Here is a 15,903-nt window from a genome sequence, read left to right on the forward strand (position 1 = left end):
ATGCTAATGTATAAAACCATAATTTTCTTATATATTAGCAAAATTCCCATTTTATGAATATAGAAAAATTACAACTTATTCCCTATATAATCTTCAAGAAAATTCCAATTAATGTTTTTTTCATAATTATATTCTTTTTTTGTCAAATATCTAATATTATATGATTATATAAAAAGGAGGTTTTACAGCTTGAAAATTAGAGAAATAAAACGTAATGCAAGACAAGCGTTAAAAGGAAAATGGGGATTTGCGATTTTACTTATCATTATTACATTTGCTATTACTAGTATGATCCCATTTATCATTAACGTCGCTTTGGATGGGGGTATTTCCGATGCTAATGATTCCTTGGGTTCAAATATCGGAAATCTAGTGTCCCTTTTTCTAATGCCTATTTCAGTTGGCTGCAGCTGGGTTTTCCTAAGCATTGTTAGAGGGGAAAAAGCTGAGATTAGCCATTTATTTCGGCTATTTATGGATGCAAAGAAATATTTCAAATCTTTAGGACTTTCATTACTTGTTGTAATATTTACGATATTATGGGCATTATTATTTATTATTCCGGGGATAATAAAAGGACTTGCATATTCACAAGTAAATTATTTATATAAGGACCATCCAGAATATAAAATTACTCAGCTTATTACAGAAAGCAGAAGATTGATGGATGGTTACAAGTGGAAATACTTTCTCCTTAATTTAAGCTTTATAGGTTGGGGAATATTATGTATTTTTACATTAGGTATTGGCTTGCTATGGCTTATCCCTTACATAAATACGTCATTAGCAGAATTCTACCGTCAAAGAACTGAAACTACAGAGAAAACGTCTGATTTACTATAATAAAAAGAGGGTTTCCCCTCTTTTTTTATTTGAACAATATTCTTCAAAACTATTAATCAAGTTTCATTTTCACTGCTCGAATTATTCTCACACTGTAGTGGCTTCCCCTTTAACATTACTATTTTGTTCTAAAAAGGTAAGTGTTGCCGCACCTAATGTTTTAGCTGCAATTACTAATGCCCGTTCATCAATATCAAACTTTGGATGATGATGAGGGTAAGTGAACTCACGATCCGGAATTTCTGCTCCTGTAAAGAAGAAGGTACCTTTTACATGTTGTAAATAATAGGCATAGTCTTCTCCGCCCATTTGAGGTTCCCCTACTACAACCTGTTCGACTCCTGGTACACCTTTCGCAACTTCCGCAACAAATTCTGTATCTTCTTTGTGATTTACCAGCGCAGGATAGCCCCTTGAATATTTATAATTATATGTAGATTCGCTAGTTTGACAGGTTCCTTTTACAATCGTTTCGATTTCTTTTTCAATAAAATCTCTCACTTCTTCATTAAATGTCCTTACTGTCCCTCGTAAAACAGCCTTATCAGCAATAACATTAAAGGCATTCTCAGCTACAAAGGAACCGACTGATACTACTGCTGGAGACAATGGATTAACCCTTCTGCTTACAATTTGCTGAAGATTCATTACTAATTGCGAAGCAGTTACAATGGCATCTTTTGTTTGATGCGGGGATGCTCCATGTCCTCCGCGACCTTGAATGGTAATTTCGAAGCTGTCCGCTGCAGCCATAACAGGTCCTACACCATACACAATCGTGCCAACAGGTACTCCAGAAGAAAGATGTGTTCCGTAAATAACATCCACACCATCCAAGCAACCGTCCTCAATCATTGCTATTGCCCCGCCTGGAGATACTTCTTCTGCATGTTGATGAATGAAGACAATGGTTCCCTCAAGATCATCTTTTATACTATTTAAAGCTTTAGCAAGCCCTAGTAACGTTGCCGTATGCCCATCATGACCACAAGCATGCATAACACCTGGAACCTTAGACTTGTATGGAACTTCATTTTCTTCCTGAATCGGCAGCGCGTCAAAATCCGCCCTTAATCCAACCGTTTTACCAGGTTTTCCACCTTTTAGAACTGCTACTACTCCACGACCGCCAACCTCTGTTCGCACCTCATGTCCCAATGCTTGATGATATGCCGCTACATATTTAGGAGTTTCTACTTCCTGAAAAGAAAGTTCAGGATTTTGATGAAGATGTCTGCGAATTTCCACGATTTCATCATATAGTTCATCTAGCTTCGAAAATAATTGTTCCATTGGTCATTCCTCCTTAAAATTTATGTAAACCTTGATTAATTATCCAAGGTCAACTTACCGTATATTTCAATACTATTGTTTTGTTTACTCTATCACCGTCCACAAATAATTTCAATAGCCTATACATACTAAATTTTCCGTCAATATGAGACATCTTTATTTCTACAACCGAACTATTTTACTAGATTATCGATCGTATAAAATGATCTAACCTCTAATTATCCTATAGAGGAGGGGTTAAGGATGCCAAAAAATTTACTTATTTCAATTATCGTAAGTTTTGGGCTGACCTATAATTTTATGGAGTATTTTTGTTTTCCGCATAAATATAAAGCGAAAGCGACTCGCACATCGGCATATAGATGAGTGAAATTGGCACTTCCATTTTCACCTGATGCCCTTACCTGAAAGACGAGGAAACGGTGAAATTCGCTAGCCAAAGACTAATCTGGTGAAATAATTTATGTGTTGAACAACTTATAAATTCTTATAAATTAAATAAAGGACAGATTTGCATCTGCCCTTTACTCATTCTTTACATTTTTGTATAAAGAATGATTCCTGTTGATTATATTACCATCTAACAAATGCTGTTCCAACAATAATCAATAGGATAAACAATACAACGATTAATGCAAAACCTGCACCAGCACCGTAGCCGCCGCCATAGCCGTAGCCTCCATATCCACATCCACCGCACATAAAGGTCACCCCCTTCACAAGACCAGTCAAGATTGTAATTACAATCTATATCATAATTTATGTACTTGAAACTAAATCTGTATAGACAAACATATATCTTCCTGAAAATATTTCTGGATAAAAAAATTGCTACATTCATGTGTTGAATTATTATTCGATTTAGTTCTAAATCCTTAAAAAGGCTCTTACATTTAAAAGCAAAAAAAAGCGTATGCCTTAGACATACGCTTTAATGGAGATGCTTTATGAATGGTCACGGATTACTATAAAATATGCAAATTCGAAGAAATGTTAAGGGACAAGGATGGAGAAAATAAAAATGTGTTTTTTATTCAAATATTTTATCTAAAAAGATAGTAAATTGTGTGATTAAAGCTTGCACGTAATCTGGAAAGGCAAAAGACGGTACTGAAATGAACAATATAATGTACTAAACAAAAGATAAAAAGCTACCGCCCATCCATAATGAATTCCACTATATCTTTACTCGATCAACTTCAACCTTATATTGTTCATATACTTTTTGCCATTCTTCCATTGGAAACTCCATCGAGACACCATCCAATAATGCTGTAAAGACATCCAAACATATATGCCATCCCGCGATATCTTTTGCAGTATGATCAGTTGTAGTTGGAAAAATATCCGATAATACTAATAAACATTCTTCTGATTGTGGCGATAATTCGAAACGAACTGAACCTTCACCCCATTCGTACTCTAAAACAGAGCCCTTTTCATAATCGGTGATCCTCATATCAATCGATTTCCCAGAGCCATCATTCATATGAAACTTAATCGTACCATCTTTTCGAAGATCTGTGACTTGAAGATTAGAGAACCATTTTACCAATTTATCGTTTTCTGTTAAAGCAGCCCAAACTTCTTGAACGGTATGAGGAAGCAAACGCTTAAAAATCGCAGTACAGCCATTTTCTGCTTTTTCTATTTCCGCAAACATATAATATCCTCCTAAAATATAGAAAAGGCTATAAAAATAGCCTTTTTCCGTTTTATTGGTTATTTTCCCCGACGGTAGAAACCTGCCATGTAATCCCGAATTTATCTTTTACTTGTCCATAAGAAGGACTCCAGAATGTTGCCTGAAGAGGCATTACGACTTCTCCTCCAGCTTGCAGCTTTTCAAATACTTCTTTTGATTTTTCCACATTGCCTATATTAACCGCTATCGTTACTTGTTCTCCTAGTTGATACGGTTGTCCTGGGAAGTTATCAGAAAGCATTAAATCGGTATTTCCAATTTTTAGATGAGCGTTTAAAACACAATCCTTTGCTTCTGCAGGAATAGGATGATTCGGATCCTCTGGCATATCTCCAAATGTTTGAAGAGTTAAAACTTCTGCATCTAAAGCATCTTGATAAAATTTTACCGCTTCTTGACCATTTCCGTTTGTTACCAAATACGGATGAATTCCTAAAATCATGATGGACACCTCTATTTTCATTTTTATATTTTCTTCTAAGGTTCAGGAACATATGTTTGTGTACCTATTTAATTTAACATATTTACTTTTTGTTTGCAAACGGTTGCTAATATTTTTTTATCAAATAAATTTATTCACGAATCTATTCCATATTTAGCAAGGTACCTGCTCCTTATTTTGCAATAAAAGCAAAGGTTGACATTGGTTTAATGACCGAATTACGCATAGCATCATCCAATAATTTAATTTCCGAGAGGAGTAAGTTTTGAAATTTAGAAGGCATGTCAGAAACGGCATTCAGTTCTTCTGAATAATCCGTAAGCACATGTTGAATCTCCCATTCACCATCTTGTAATGCTGGAGAATAAATGGTGGTCTCCTTTAGCACATTCCAACCCGCGTCCTCTGCAATTTTTTTAACATCCATAGGAGTAAATAGTGTTCGGACATTGGAAAGGCTGGTATTTTTAAAGCACTCATATTGAGCTTGTATAAGAACAGAAAGGAAATGCGGCACCTGCTCATCCGTCTGAATTCTCGTGTCCCACTCCGCGAAGCATAGTGTTTTTCCCCATTTCTTCAATTGCATCAATATATCATGCAATTCTTCAAAGGAATGCAAATACCAAGAGCTGTGAGATAATACGACGAAGTCAAAATATCCTTTCGGAAAATCCACCTCTGGCGATAAAATATTCGTTTCAAATTGGACCTTTATCTGATTACCCAGAGCCGATTCCTTTAAATAGTGAATAGAATCCTCAAGAGTTATTGGGGCGCCGTAATCAGGAGAAGCAATATCAATGCCGTGTATAAGTCCTTTTTCACCAACTAAATAAGCTAACACAGCAGTCGTATCACCTTGGCCACAACCGATTTCTAATACTTTACTTCCTTCGCTTATGCCCCAAAATTCTGCTAATTTTAGACGATGTTCAGTCTGAATCCTTTGTATTTCGGAATTTGCTTCACTGGCCGCCATACAATTGATAATGTATTCTATAGCATCTTTATTCATAATAATCACTCCTAAATAAACTAACTGTAGACACATATTCGACATTTGCTGCAGAAATACCTTTTTTTAAATATTTGATAGTCCCCACACCTACTATATAATCTGTTGAATAGCATCTTCAATATGTCGATAGGTAAAATGAAAGCCTTCTTTTTCTAATCTTTCCGGAATGACCCAACGGCTTTTCAAAATTAGCTCTGTTTCTGTTTTGATTAAAACTGCCCCTAATTCCAGCATCCATTTGGGAGTAGGCAACCCGAATTTACGATTCATTGCTTTTCGTAATTTCATCATTAATTCTCGATTGGTAACGGGATTAGGTGACGAACAATTGAATACACCACTCAAATCTTCCCTCTCTTGAAGGAATTGGATTATCTGAAAGATATCTTCAACATGTACCCAGCTAAATTTTTGTGTGCCTGGTCCTTGTGTACCGCCAAGCCCAAAACGAACAAGGTTTTTAAAAGGAACAATAACACCGCCATGATCCCCTAAGACAATCGCTATTCTTAACGCAATTTGACGAGTCCTCGGTAATGAAAAATGAAAGAATGCTTTCTCCCATTCTTTGGCAACATTCACGGAGAAACCTGTTCCGATTTCTCCAGCTTCCTCTGACATCGGTCTATCTTCCGCATGTCTGTATATAGTTGCTGTACTCGAGTTAATCCAGAGTTTAGGGGGATTTTGACATTCTAATATGGCATTTCCTAAAAACTTAGTTGTTTCTGTACGCGACTGGAGAATTTCCTCTTTATTTTTTTCATTATAACGACAATCAACCGATTTGCCTGCAAGGTTTATCAACATCTCAGCGTTTTCCAGTGCTTCCACTATTCCATCATGATTATCCCATGTGATGTGTGAAGGCTGTCTAGAAATGATTTTTACCTCATATCCTAATTCCTGATATTTCTTTTGAAAGTAAGTACCAATAAACCCGGTCCCGCCTGCTAAGACAATTTTCCTTTTCATGCGATTCCCCTCTTTCGTTCGATAGAGATTGAAATACAGATAAGTAATATTCATTTGTGAATTATTTCACAAATATTATATCGAATTTTTCCAATAATGAAAACTGTTTATTATGTTTATACAAAAAAACGTTGTCGAGCATATCAACAACGTAAATTTTACAATAATTTTGTTATGTAAACTAAATCACTTACTGTTTAAAAATATACAAAGTATAAAATAAAACTAATACAAATGCCAACAATGGCTCCAACAAACACTTCAATCGGGCGATGCCCCAATAATTCCTTCAACGCCTCTCTTTGGTCCTGTGAAGAATTCTTTGGCTTTGCTCTCATTTCTTGAACAAATTCGTTAAATTCCTTCATCAAACGATTCAACACAATCGCTTGATTTCCAGCATGTCTGCGGACTCCGGCAGCATCGAACATAATAATGGAACTAATCACAACTGCTATTGCAAATGAGGTGGATGCGATTCCGTTCACAATTCCAATTGCTGTCGATAAAGATGCCACTGCCGCTGAATGGGAGCTTGGCATACTCCCACTGCTAAAAGCAAGCCCAACATTCCAAGTTCGATTCGTAACAAAGTAAAGAGGAACCTTCACAACCTGCGCAAAAATAATCGATACAAATGCTGCGATAAGTGGATAATTGCTAAATAGACTCAATCAGAAATCCCCTTTATCTTAATTTCATTTTTCTTCTGTCATCATATTTTCAAATTTCGAGGCAATTTTTTCAAACTCCTCATCATTTTCAATTGGTGATAAAAAACCATCCGAATCAATTTTCAAATAAAATACATCTATATCCTCCTCGTTATCTTGTTCCAAATCCTCCACAAAGCTAACGGCTATGTACTCAATACCAGCCTCCGATATAGTTCCAACCACTTCAACCTCTTGCTCTTCATTACCCTCTTCACTTATTGTAAAAACTTCTCCAACTTCATATTTTTCCATTATTTTTACCTCACAAATTAGATTTTTTGATAGTAATAAGTTATCCTATTATACTTCATTTCATTATAAAACTAGCTCAAAATTTTGCAGTTTTAATAAACGTAATTTTAGCAATTATCAATATTCCCGCACTTTTCTTCGTTGATCGTGACCACAACGACTTTTTACCTAATGACGGTCACGTTCCTCTCTTGACCGTGACCGTTCCAACTTAATTTTACTTGTGTTAGTTACATTGTTCCTATGTTCAGCGCAAGTGCCTGGTACTGTTTTTATACCATTGCATATGTTTTTTAGATTCAGTCTCTTTTTCTAAAACGGACCTCTTCTACAATAAAAATACTAAAAACAACAATGCCGCTTTCAACTCAAGTTAAATCATTAATATTTCGCGGATATCTTCTTCTGTTAAATTTGAGGAACCCAAATCACTCGGATTAATAATTTCTTCAATCAAATGCTTCTTTTTTTCCTGAAGCTCATTTATTTTTTCTTCTATTGTGCCGCGAGCGACCAGTTTGATAACTTGGACAGTATTCAGCTGGCCTATACGATGGGCACGGTCAGCTGCTTGCTCTTCCACCGCAGGATTCCACCATGTATCATATAAAATTACTGTGTCAGCTCCCGTTAAATTTAATCCAGTTCCTCCTGCCTTCAAAGAAATAAGGAACAGGTCACGTCCTCCAGCATTAAATTGGTTGCAAAGCTGGATTCTTTCCTCAGAAGGTGTTTGTCCATCAAGATAAAAGAAGGAAAACCCTTGATTGGTCAATCTCCTTCCTATTAAATGAAGCATTTTGGTAAACTGCGAGAAAATCAACACTCTTCTTCCTGCATCCTTAGATTCCTCCACAATTTGCATTAGCTGCTCAAACTTAGCCGAACTCCCCTGATAACCGTCAACAAATAAAGCCGGATGACAACAAATTTGCCGTAATCTAGTTAAGCCAGCTAATATCTTAATGCGATTTTTCCGTAATGTAGCTTTGTCCAAATGCTTTAGTGTATCATGTCTTAGTTTCGCTAAATAAGCTGCATATAGCTTTTTTTGCTCTGGCAGTAATTCTACAGATGTCATCTCTTCAATTTTTTCCGGAAGTTCAGATAATACGTCTTCCTTCAGTCTCCGCAACAAAAAAGGTTTGATCCGTCTTGCAATCGTTTTTCTTGTAAGATTACTGTATTCCTTAAACCCATGGAATAATTCAGGAAACACTACGTTAAAAATAGACCAAAGTTCTTCCAGTGAATTTTCAATTGGTGTACCAGTCAAAGCGAATCGATGATTAGCTTGAATTTTTTTCACAGCTCTAGCCGTATGTGTCACAGGATTTTTAAAGCTTTGCGCCTCGTCAAAAAACACCGTATGAAAAGTCTGCTTTTCATACCAATGAATATCGCTCCGCAACAATGGATAGGAAGTAATAAGGACATCCATTCTCTGTAAAGATTGCTGCAATTTATGCCGTTCTTTTTTATTTCCATCCATCACTACCGTCTGTATCTCAGGAGCAAATTTGAAAATCTCGCTTAACCAGTTATAAGTTAAAGATGAGGGACAAACAATTAAAACCGGCAGTTTTTCCTTACGTACTTCGGATAATTCCGAGAGAATAAAAGTGATACTCTGCAGTGTTTTACCCAAACCCATGTCATCTGCCAAAATCCCGCCAAATTGGAAGTTTGCAAGTGTTTTCATCCACTGAAATCCACGAACCTGGTATTCTCGCAGAATAGACTTCACCTGATTAGGGACTTCAAATTTACTCATATCTGGATGGCTAGCATCTTCTAAGAATGCTCTTAATGTTTTTTCCAGAGCAAGAACCTTTTGATCCTCTATGGTGCTTAATACTTTTATCCCCTGAACAAGTGGTAACTGGATCCCGCTGGCTAAGTCATCCCTTTCTGTCGGCAGCGCATATAAAAAGCGATGAATTTCCTCTAATTCTCTTGTCTCCAGTGAATACAGCGACCCATTTTTCAACCGGTAATACTTCCTTTTTTCCTCTAAAGCTAATAAGATATCTCGTATTTCCTGTTCCGATACCCCGTCCATTTCGAATTTAAATTCCAGCCAATTGGTCCGTTCCTTTGGTGCTTTCACACGAATTCTCGGTTTGGGATTTTCTTTATAAATTCGGTTCCTTACAGCCGTAGTGGCATAAATTTGGACATACTTCTGTAATTTAGGAACAATATGATACAAGAAGTCATACTCCAATTCCTCATTATGCAGAAAGTATCCTCCATCCGTTTGTGTGAACCTACCTTCCTCCATTAATTGGAGAATTGTTTTCTCTTTTTCTGCATCCCGTATGATCATAGAATTGGAGCGATATTCCGGTATCTCCAAAGGATTTATCACAATATTTTCATATTGAAACTCTAAACCCGCAAGCAGACGATTTTTCAATCGATCCAAATAAAGCTTTGCCACCAGTGGTGCTTTATTCATTTGCTCCATTATTTCAGCAGAAGCCTGAACTTCACCGATTCTTTTCAAACCCGGAATCACTTTTTCCTTAAAAAACTCAAATTGCTGGCTGGAAATTTGAATTTCATTAGTTCCTGAATCATCCAACATCCGTTTTATATTTACAAGCTTTTCAAAGTCTTCCATTCTAAACTCGTATAATTTCCCGTCATGTATAACGGAATGATAGGAATCCATTATAAGTAATTCATTCAATCCATTTACCTTCAAGAAGTAGCCTTCGTTCGCAACCTTACTAAAAGCAAATTGTATTGGTAAAGAATCGGTTGTATTACAAAGCTCTTCAAAATGCAATCCATTATATTGAAGTTTAACCGATTTCAATTTTAACAGTAGAGGCTTAAGGCGCTCCCATGAAGATGGAGGAATGAATAAGATTTGACCATTTTGTTTTTGTTCAGACCCAGCATATACCGTTTCATCTCCAATTATATCTACAAGCTGTTCCATAACAGCATCTATTTCTTTTGAAAAGCAATGAAGAACAGGATCAAATGTAAAATTGGATGAAAGAAGAGAGGCTATTCCCTCGTCCCAATTCTGCAAAAAATCTCTTATAAAAGGTACGCTGATTCCTTCAATATTCATTTCAATTCCGAAAATCCTTTTTTCTCTTTCTAATAAAATAGGCTTGCAGGTGAATTCTACTTCAAGAACATCTCTATTTTCGAAATGATGTCTATGTGAACTCGAACGTTTTTCCACATTAAATAGCTGTAACAGATTTTCTGAAAGCCCTTGATTAGGTACTTCTAATGTTTCCTCATTAGAAAACGGTGGTATTGACCCTTTTTTTTGCTTATCATAAAGGGCTATTAGCACGGCTGCTATATGCTGGCAATCCTTTTGATAGGAAGTAAGGCTAGGACAATTGCATTCTGCTTTAAGACCTGTTCCATCCTTTTTCAAAACGACATGAAAGTCTTCTGTTCCCATCACCAATGCCTTACAATACCCAGAACTGACCTTTTCAAATATTACTTTGTTCGAACGATAAAAAGCTTCCCCTCTTTTGAAGGAGACAATGCCGCACATTTCTTTTATCATTTTGGGGTTTAACTTCAAATTCAATTGTATTGCTCCTCCTAAGGATGATGATCTTCTTCCCTTCATTCTATCATGTTAGAACCTCATTATTAAAACGATACCATCTTAATCATTAATTCATGTAAATAAAAGGTTTTTTACTATTTATAAACGAATATAATCTTTAATACGAATAAAGGGGGTAAAGAAGATGACCAAGAATATTGAAACTTCAAATGTAAAAAAGTATAAGATAGAGCAGTTTTTCAACTCTGAGTCGGTAATATATAATTCTATTTCGTTCGATGAAAAAAGTGTATTATATTCCAGTGAAAAAAATGGAATATATAATGCTTATATTGTTTCTCTGGAAGATGGTTCACAAAAACAAGTAACTCACTCTACAGACAATGCTATTCATGCAATCTCTTTCTTCCCAAATGATAATCGCTTTCTATATTTAAGCGATAAGGGCGGTAACGAGATTTTGCATATCTATGTGCAAAATGAAGATGGAACTGCCATTGAATTAACAACTGGTGAACAAGAACGCGCAGAATTTTATCATTGGAGCAGAGATGGAAAGAGCTTCTTTTATGGTTCCAATAAAAGAAATCCAAGCTTCATGGATGTTTACGAAATGAATATTGAAACATTTGAGGCAACATGCATCTTCACTAATAATGAGGGATATGAGTTTGGTTCTGTTTCACCGGATAAACGTCTTCTTGCACTTGCAAAGGTCAATAGCTCTAATGACTCTAATGTATTTTTATATGATCGTGAGCTTGACCTTTTAAACCACATCAGCCCACATGAAGGAGATATCAATTATATCCCGCAAAAGTTCAGTGAGGATTCCAAGTATCTATACTTTTTGACGGATGAACATAGTGAATTTCAGTACTTAAAAAAATATCATATAGACACTAATATGACTGAAGAAGTAGTAAGAGAAAATTGGGATATCATGTATTCCTTCTTTTCCCATGACTATCATTATCTGGTCTATGCAATTAATCAAGATGCAAAAACAGTAGTAAAAATCGTTAACGTTACAACGAATCAATTGCTGGAACTTCCCGGTTTACCAGAGGGCCAGATTGTAAATGTAAAGCTTTCAAAAAACGAGCAATTAATCACTTTCCAATTTAACAGCTCTAATTCTCCAACGAATTTATATGCTTATCATTTGGAAACAAAAGAATGGAATCAGCTGACGAATACGTTAAATCCTGAAATTGATCAACAAGATTTGGTAAAAGCGGAAGTCATTCGATATCCATCTTTTGACGGATTAGAAATCCCGGCTATTTATTATAAGCCAGTCATTCGCAATGGGGAAAAAGCACCTGCACTTGTGTATGTACACGGCGGTCCTGGAGGGCAATCCAGAACAGAATACAATCCGCTATTCCAATATCTTGCTAACCAAGGATATGCTATCTTAGCCGTGAACAATCGAGGAAGTTCCGGTTATGGAAAATCTTTCTTCAGCTCTGCAGATCTTCAACATGGAGAAATCGATTTAGAAGATTGTATTCAAGCAAAAACATTCCTGCAGGCACAGGACTATATTGACAGCAACAAAATTGGGATTATAGGCGGAAGCTACGGCGGATATATGGTATTGGCTGCACTTGCCTTCAGACCAGAGGAATTTAACGTGGGAGTCGACATTTTCGGCGTTTCCAATTGGGAGCGAACACTGAAGAGTATTCCGGCCTGGTGGGAAAGCTTCCGAGATGCACTTTATAAAAAATTAGGCAATCCTTATACACAAACAGATTATATTCGCAGTATCTCACCTTTGTTCCATGCGGATAAGATTAATAAACCATTAATTGTTCTGCAAGGGGCTAATGATCCTAGGGTTTTACAGGTTGAGTCCGATGAAATCGTTGCAGCGCTGCAAAAAAACAATGTACCAGTTGAATATGTAGTCTTCCCTGATGAAGGGCATGGGTTTATGAAAAAGGAAAATAAAATAAACGGATATAAAGCAGTTCTTGCATTCTTAGATCACTATTTAAAACAAGAGTAAGAAAAGGAAAGGAACAGATAAAAAGTTTGTCTGTTCCTTTTTTCGAAAAATCTATTTAATTATTCGTCTTCCAAGTTTCCGAACGATCCAAAGAATTCGTAATGGATATCCTTTTCAGGTACTCCCCATTCCTTAAGAAAAGAGTTAACGACCTTCATAAAGACGGTTGGTCCGCAAAAATAAAATTGAGCTTTATTAGAAGGAAGTACTTCTTTCAGCCAATCAAGTGTTATATAACCCTCTTTATCGAAATATTGATTTTGCCTGTCCGTCTCTGTTGGTTTTTCATAGATAAAATAAGATTTTACATTTGGATGTTCGCTGCTCAAGTTTCGAACATGGCTTCTAAAAGCATGAACCTTACCATTTCTTGCTGCTTGAATATAATACACCTTTCGATCCGGTTGTTCGAATGCAATATAATTTAGCATTGAGGTTACAGGTGTTAATCCCACTCCACCGCTTATTAAAACAACTGGTTCATTGCTATTTATATCTAGGTAAAAATCACCCGCTGGTGAAGAAATTGGAAGAATATCTCCTTCATGAAATAATTTATGAAGATCTGTAGACACGACACCGGGAGGAAGACCTTCCCTAATTGGATCTTCACGCTTTACACTAATTCTGTAATAGTCGAGTCCTGGCCGATCTGACAAGCTATATTGGCGGAGATGTGTATACTTTTCTTGTGGGATATCAACTTTAACCGTTATATACTGACCAGGGATAAAAACAGGTAGCTGCTCTCCATCTTTTGGCTTTAAATAAAATGAAGTAATAATATCACTTTCGTTCACTTTTTTATCAATAACAAAATCTTTAAATCCTGCCCACCCACCTGGCTGAGATTCCGCATTCTTATATAACTCTTGTTCCGCCCGGATAAATACATCAGAAATAACATCATAAGCATCTGCCCAAGCATCTATGATTTCATCCGTAGCGGCATCCCCAAGAACTTCCTTTATAGCCCCGAGCAGATTTTCTCCAACAATTGGATAATGTTCTGGTTTTATGTTTAAACTGCGATGCTTTTGCATAATCCTTTCTAAAGCAGGCATAATAGCGCTCATATCTTCAATATTTGCCGCTGCAGCATATACTGCATTTGCGAGTGCTTTCGGTTGGTCACCGCTAACTTGATGGGTCATATTGAAAATATTCTTTAATTCGGGATGGTTCTCAAATAATCTTTTATAAAAACGTTTTGTAATTGCCTCTCCATGCTCTTTGACTACTGGGAGAGTACTTTTTACAATTTCGAGTTTTTTAGGATCTAATTTTTTCACCGTTTTTACAGCTGATTTCCAATTATCATTTTCTTGAATATTGACCATATGGAGTCCTCCTTTTAAGTCTCAAAAGTAATATTCCCTATTACCATAACGGTCAATGAAATTTCTTTGAATTAATTTTTTGAACTTTTGCCAATATCTTTCATCTAAAGTGAAATATTCTGCTAATTTTGGTAAAATAAATGAAAAGGAGTTGAGCGATATGAAAAACATAATCCTCTTCGACGGTGTATGTAATTTCTGCAGTCAAAGTGTTCAGTTTATCATCAAGAGAGATCCTTCCCGTGTTTTTCATTTTGCCTCTTTACAAAGTGATGTTGGCCAAAAATTACTAAAAGAGTACGATTTAGAAGAAAATTTAAATAGTGTAGTATACATCTCAGATAGAAAAGCCTACGAAAAATCCGATGCTGCTCTACAGATTTGCCGTAGGTTAAACGGACTATGGATAATATTATATATATTTTATTTAGTTCCAAGACCAGTTCGAAATATTGTATATGACTTCGTTGCAAAAAATCGGTATAAATGGTTTGGAAAAGCAGATAGCTGTATGATCCCCTCTCCTGATATAAAAAGCAGATTTTTGGAATAGTTTTCTGCCACTTTATTAGTTTACATAATATCATTATTGTTTACTAATTATTTTTTAATATAAATGAAGGAATTTTATTCCTGACAATAGAATAAAACTAATAATGTTTTTATTTTCATTTAGGAAACAATAAAATTTTCTCCCTAGATATAATTAATTACGTATAGCTCCAAGTGAAATTGGCACTTCAAATTTCACCAGCGCCTATCGGCTATTTGGATGTTATCATTTCTGGAGGATGCTATGAGTATTCCATCAAATGAAACAAAACAAAAAAGAACATTGTGGCAATGGATTAGTTTTATTACCCCTTATGTTTATTCAACAGGTATTGTCTTCATTATTGGTTGGATGCTAAGCGCTGCTGTGATAAATGGCATCGAAACAGTCAAGGCCCACTCCTGGAAGGCTTTTTTTCTGCCAACAAACGAAAACACTCATTCTAACGAACAGTCTTGGGTAAATGTGATTGCCCACTCCATCATTGACTCAAATTTAAATAACATTATTTTTCGGGGTATCTTTTTTCTTTTAATTTGGGTGACGTTATTTTTAATGATTCCAGTTGCTTTTACCCGTTTAAAGCGATTTAAACTATTTAATTTTGAATTTGAAGTAGAAGATAAAGAACAAGCGGCGATTCAAACTGTAGAGATTAATGGTGGAAAAGCGAAGCTAATGGCCTACTTGACAAGTGATGATGCTTCCGGAAAATTATTTGACTTTTTGGATGGAACAGTAATAAATTATCAAGAAGCCCTTATGTATTTTCTTGATGAAATACAAGCCGGCTACCGCCAGCACTTTAATGCATCCTTCAGCTATATGGTGCAGAAGGAAGGTCTTCCTCCCCAAATTGAGGATTTGTCCGACGAATCACGCGAAACGGGAGAAGCAGTTTTAAGAAACAAAACAGATAATGATAATTTGTTAAAGAAAAATTATCTTGTGTATTATTTCTGCTTAGAAAATAATACGTTTACAACCGTGCTCAGCAGTTATCAGCATCAGTTTGATATATTTGATAAATATTTAATCGAATTACTTCATAATATTATAAATAAAAATGTAGAAAATATTGAATACATGGTAGCTTTAACCTCAGAGGATGAGGAAAATGAAACTGCATAAGACAATCCTTGACGAAAAAGAGGGTTGTCCACTATTATGAAAGAAAAGGAGGTCGTCAAACG

Annotated in this window: 14 protein-coding genes; 4 read left to right on the forward strand and 10 right to left on the reverse strand. The window is 35.9% G+C overall.

Going from position 1 to position 15,903, the window contains the following annotated elements; all coding sequences use genetic code 11:
* The first annotated feature begins 189 nt into the window (after positions 1-189).
* The gene (locus AN964_RS13050; protein ID WP_055740097.1) at positions 190-843 is read left to right on the forward strand and encodes a DUF975 family protein; all 654 of its coding nucleotides are present in this window, start codon (positions 190-192) and stop codon (positions 841-843) included.
* A gap of 87 nt (positions 844-930) precedes the next feature.
* Here the strand turns inward: AN964_RS13050 and AN964_RS13055 are convergent, their stop codons facing one another.
* From AN964_RS13055 to AN964_RS13090, 9 genes are all read right to left on the reverse strand, one after another.
* A complete protein-coding gene (locus AN964_RS13055) occupies positions 931-2,136 on the reverse strand; it encodes a M20 metallopeptidase family protein (RefSeq protein WP_055740098.1) in 1,206 nt (401 codons plus the stop codon).
* A gap of 573 nt (positions 2,137-2,709) precedes the next feature.
* Complete coding sequence (locus AN964_RS25595) at positions 2,710-2,838, reverse strand: YjcZ family sporulation protein (RefSeq protein ID WP_083489346.1); 129 nt, start codon at positions 2,836-2,838, stop codon at positions 2,710-2,712.
* Positions 2,839-3,313: 475 nt separating this feature from the next.
* Positions 3,314-3,799 carry an SRPBCC family protein gene (locus AN964_RS13060; RefSeq protein ID WP_055740099.1) on the reverse strand — a complete coding sequence of 162 codons (486 nt, stop codon included), beginning with the start codon at positions 3,797-3,799 and terminating at the stop codon, positions 3,314-3,316.
* A 52-nt stretch (positions 3,800-3,851) separates the two neighbouring features.
* On the reverse strand, positions 3,852-4,283 hold the full coding sequence (locus AN964_RS13065; RefSeq protein ID WP_055740100.1) for a VOC family protein: 432 nt from the start codon (positions 4,281-4,283) through the stop codon (positions 3,852-3,854).
* A 172-nt stretch (positions 4,284-4,455) separates the two neighbouring features.
* Complete coding sequence (locus AN964_RS13070) at positions 4,456-5,301, reverse strand: class I SAM-dependent methyltransferase (RefSeq protein ID WP_055740101.1); 846 nt, start codon at positions 5,299-5,301, stop codon at positions 4,456-4,458.
* 93 nt (positions 5,302-5,394) lie between these two features.
* Complete coding sequence (locus AN964_RS13075; protein ID WP_055740102.1) at positions 5,395-6,279, reverse strand: TIGR01777 family oxidoreductase; 885 nt, start codon at positions 6,277-6,279, stop codon at positions 5,395-5,397.
* A gap of 197 nt (positions 6,280-6,476) precedes the next feature.
* On the reverse strand, positions 6,477-6,953 hold the full coding sequence (locus AN964_RS13080) for a divergent PAP2 family protein (RefSeq protein ID WP_055740103.1): 477 nt from the start codon (positions 6,951-6,953) through the stop codon (positions 6,477-6,479).
* Positions 6,954-6,977: 24 nt separating this feature from the next.
* Positions 6,978-7,247 carry a DUF1292 domain-containing protein gene (locus AN964_RS13085; RefSeq protein ID WP_055740104.1) on the reverse strand — a complete coding sequence of 90 codons (270 nt, stop codon included), beginning with the start codon at positions 7,245-7,247 and terminating at the stop codon, positions 6,978-6,980.
* Positions 7,248-7,620: 373 nt separating this feature from the next.
* On the reverse strand, positions 7,621-10,818 hold the full coding sequence (locus AN964_RS13090) for a DEAD/DEAH box helicase (RefSeq protein ID WP_055740105.1): 3,198 nt from the start codon (positions 10,816-10,818) through the stop codon (positions 7,621-7,623).
* A 166-nt stretch (positions 10,819-10,984) separates the two neighbouring features.
* Here AN964_RS13090 and AN964_RS13095 point away from each other — a divergent pair, with 166 nt between their 5' ends.
* The gene (locus AN964_RS13095; protein ID WP_055740106.1) at positions 10,985-12,817 is read left to right on the forward strand and encodes a S9 family peptidase; all 1,833 of its coding nucleotides are present in this window, start codon (positions 10,985-10,987) and stop codon (positions 12,815-12,817) included.
* Between the two features lie 59 nt (positions 12,818-12,876).
* On the opposite strand, the gene hmpA is transcribed toward AN964_RS13095, so the two are convergent.
* Positions 12,877-14,157: an NO-inducible flavohemoprotein gene (gene hmpA, locus AN964_RS13100; protein WP_055740107.1), complete on the reverse strand. Its 1,281-nt coding sequence runs from the start codon at positions 14,155-14,157 to the stop codon at positions 12,877-12,879.
* Between the two features lie 160 nt (positions 14,158-14,317).
* Between hmpA and AN964_RS13105 the strand changes: the two genes are divergently transcribed.
* Together AN964_RS13105 and AN964_RS13110 are read left to right on the forward strand one after the other, a co-directional pair.
* On the forward strand, positions 14,318-14,710 hold the full coding sequence (locus AN964_RS13105) for a thiol-disulfide oxidoreductase DCC family protein (RefSeq protein WP_055740108.1): 393 nt from the start codon (positions 14,318-14,320) through the stop codon (positions 14,708-14,710).
* A 243-nt stretch (positions 14,711-14,953) separates the two neighbouring features.
* Positions 14,954-15,841 carry a hypothetical protein gene (locus tag AN964_RS13110; RefSeq protein ID WP_055740109.1) on the forward strand — a complete coding sequence of 296 codons (888 nt, stop codon included), beginning with the start codon at positions 14,954-14,956 and terminating at the stop codon, positions 15,839-15,841.
* Positions 15,842-15,903: the final 62 nt, after the last annotated feature.

Source organism: Heyndrickxia shackletonii (assembly GCF_001420715.1).
GTDB classification, from domain to species: domain Bacteria; phylum Bacillota; class Bacilli; order Bacillales; family Bacillaceae_C; genus Margalitia; species Margalitia shackletonii.

Excerpts from the sequence above, each read along its gene's own strand:
- AN964_RS13075 (WP_055740102.1), bottom strand. The coding sequence starts at position 6,279 with ATGAAAAGGAAAATTGTCTTAGCAGGCGGGACCGGGTTTATTGGTACT.
- AN964_RS13070 (WP_055740101.1), bottom strand. The coding sequence starts at position 5,301 with ATGAATAAAGATGCTATAGAATACATTATCAATTGTATGGCGGCCAGT.
- AN964_RS13105 (WP_055740108.1), top strand. The coding sequence starts at position 14,318 with ATGAAAAACATAATCCTCTTCGACGGTGTATGTAATTTCTGCAGTCAA.
- AN964_RS13065 (WP_055740100.1), bottom strand. The coding sequence starts at position 4,283 with ATGATTTTAGGAATTCATCCGTATTTGGTAACAAACGGAAATGGTCAA.
- hmpA (WP_055740107.1), bottom strand. The coding sequence starts at position 14,157 with ATGGTCAATATTCAAGAAAATGATAATTGGAAATCAGCTGTAAAAACG.
- AN964_RS25595 (WP_083489346.1), bottom strand. The coding sequence starts at position 2,838 with ATGTGCGGTGGATGTGGATATGGAGGCTACGGCTATGGCGGCGGCTAC.
- AN964_RS13110 (WP_055740109.1), top strand. The coding sequence starts at position 14,954 with ATGAGTATTCCATCAAATGAAACAAAACAAAAAAGAACATTGTGGCAA.
- AN964_RS13095 (WP_055740106.1), top strand. The coding sequence starts at position 10,985 with ATGACCAAGAATATTGAAACTTCAAATGTAAAAAAGTATAAGATAGAG.
- AN964_RS13060 (WP_055740099.1), bottom strand. The coding sequence starts at position 3,799 with ATGTTTGCGGAAATAGAAAAAGCAGAAAATGGCTGTACTGCGATTTTT.
- AN964_RS13055 (WP_055740098.1), bottom strand. The coding sequence starts at position 2,136 with ATGGAACAATTATTTTCGAAGCTAGATGAACTATATGATGAAATCGTG.
- AN964_RS13085 (WP_055740104.1), bottom strand. The coding sequence starts at position 7,247 with ATGGAAAAATATGAAGTTGGAGAAGTTTTTACAATAAGTGAAGAGGGT.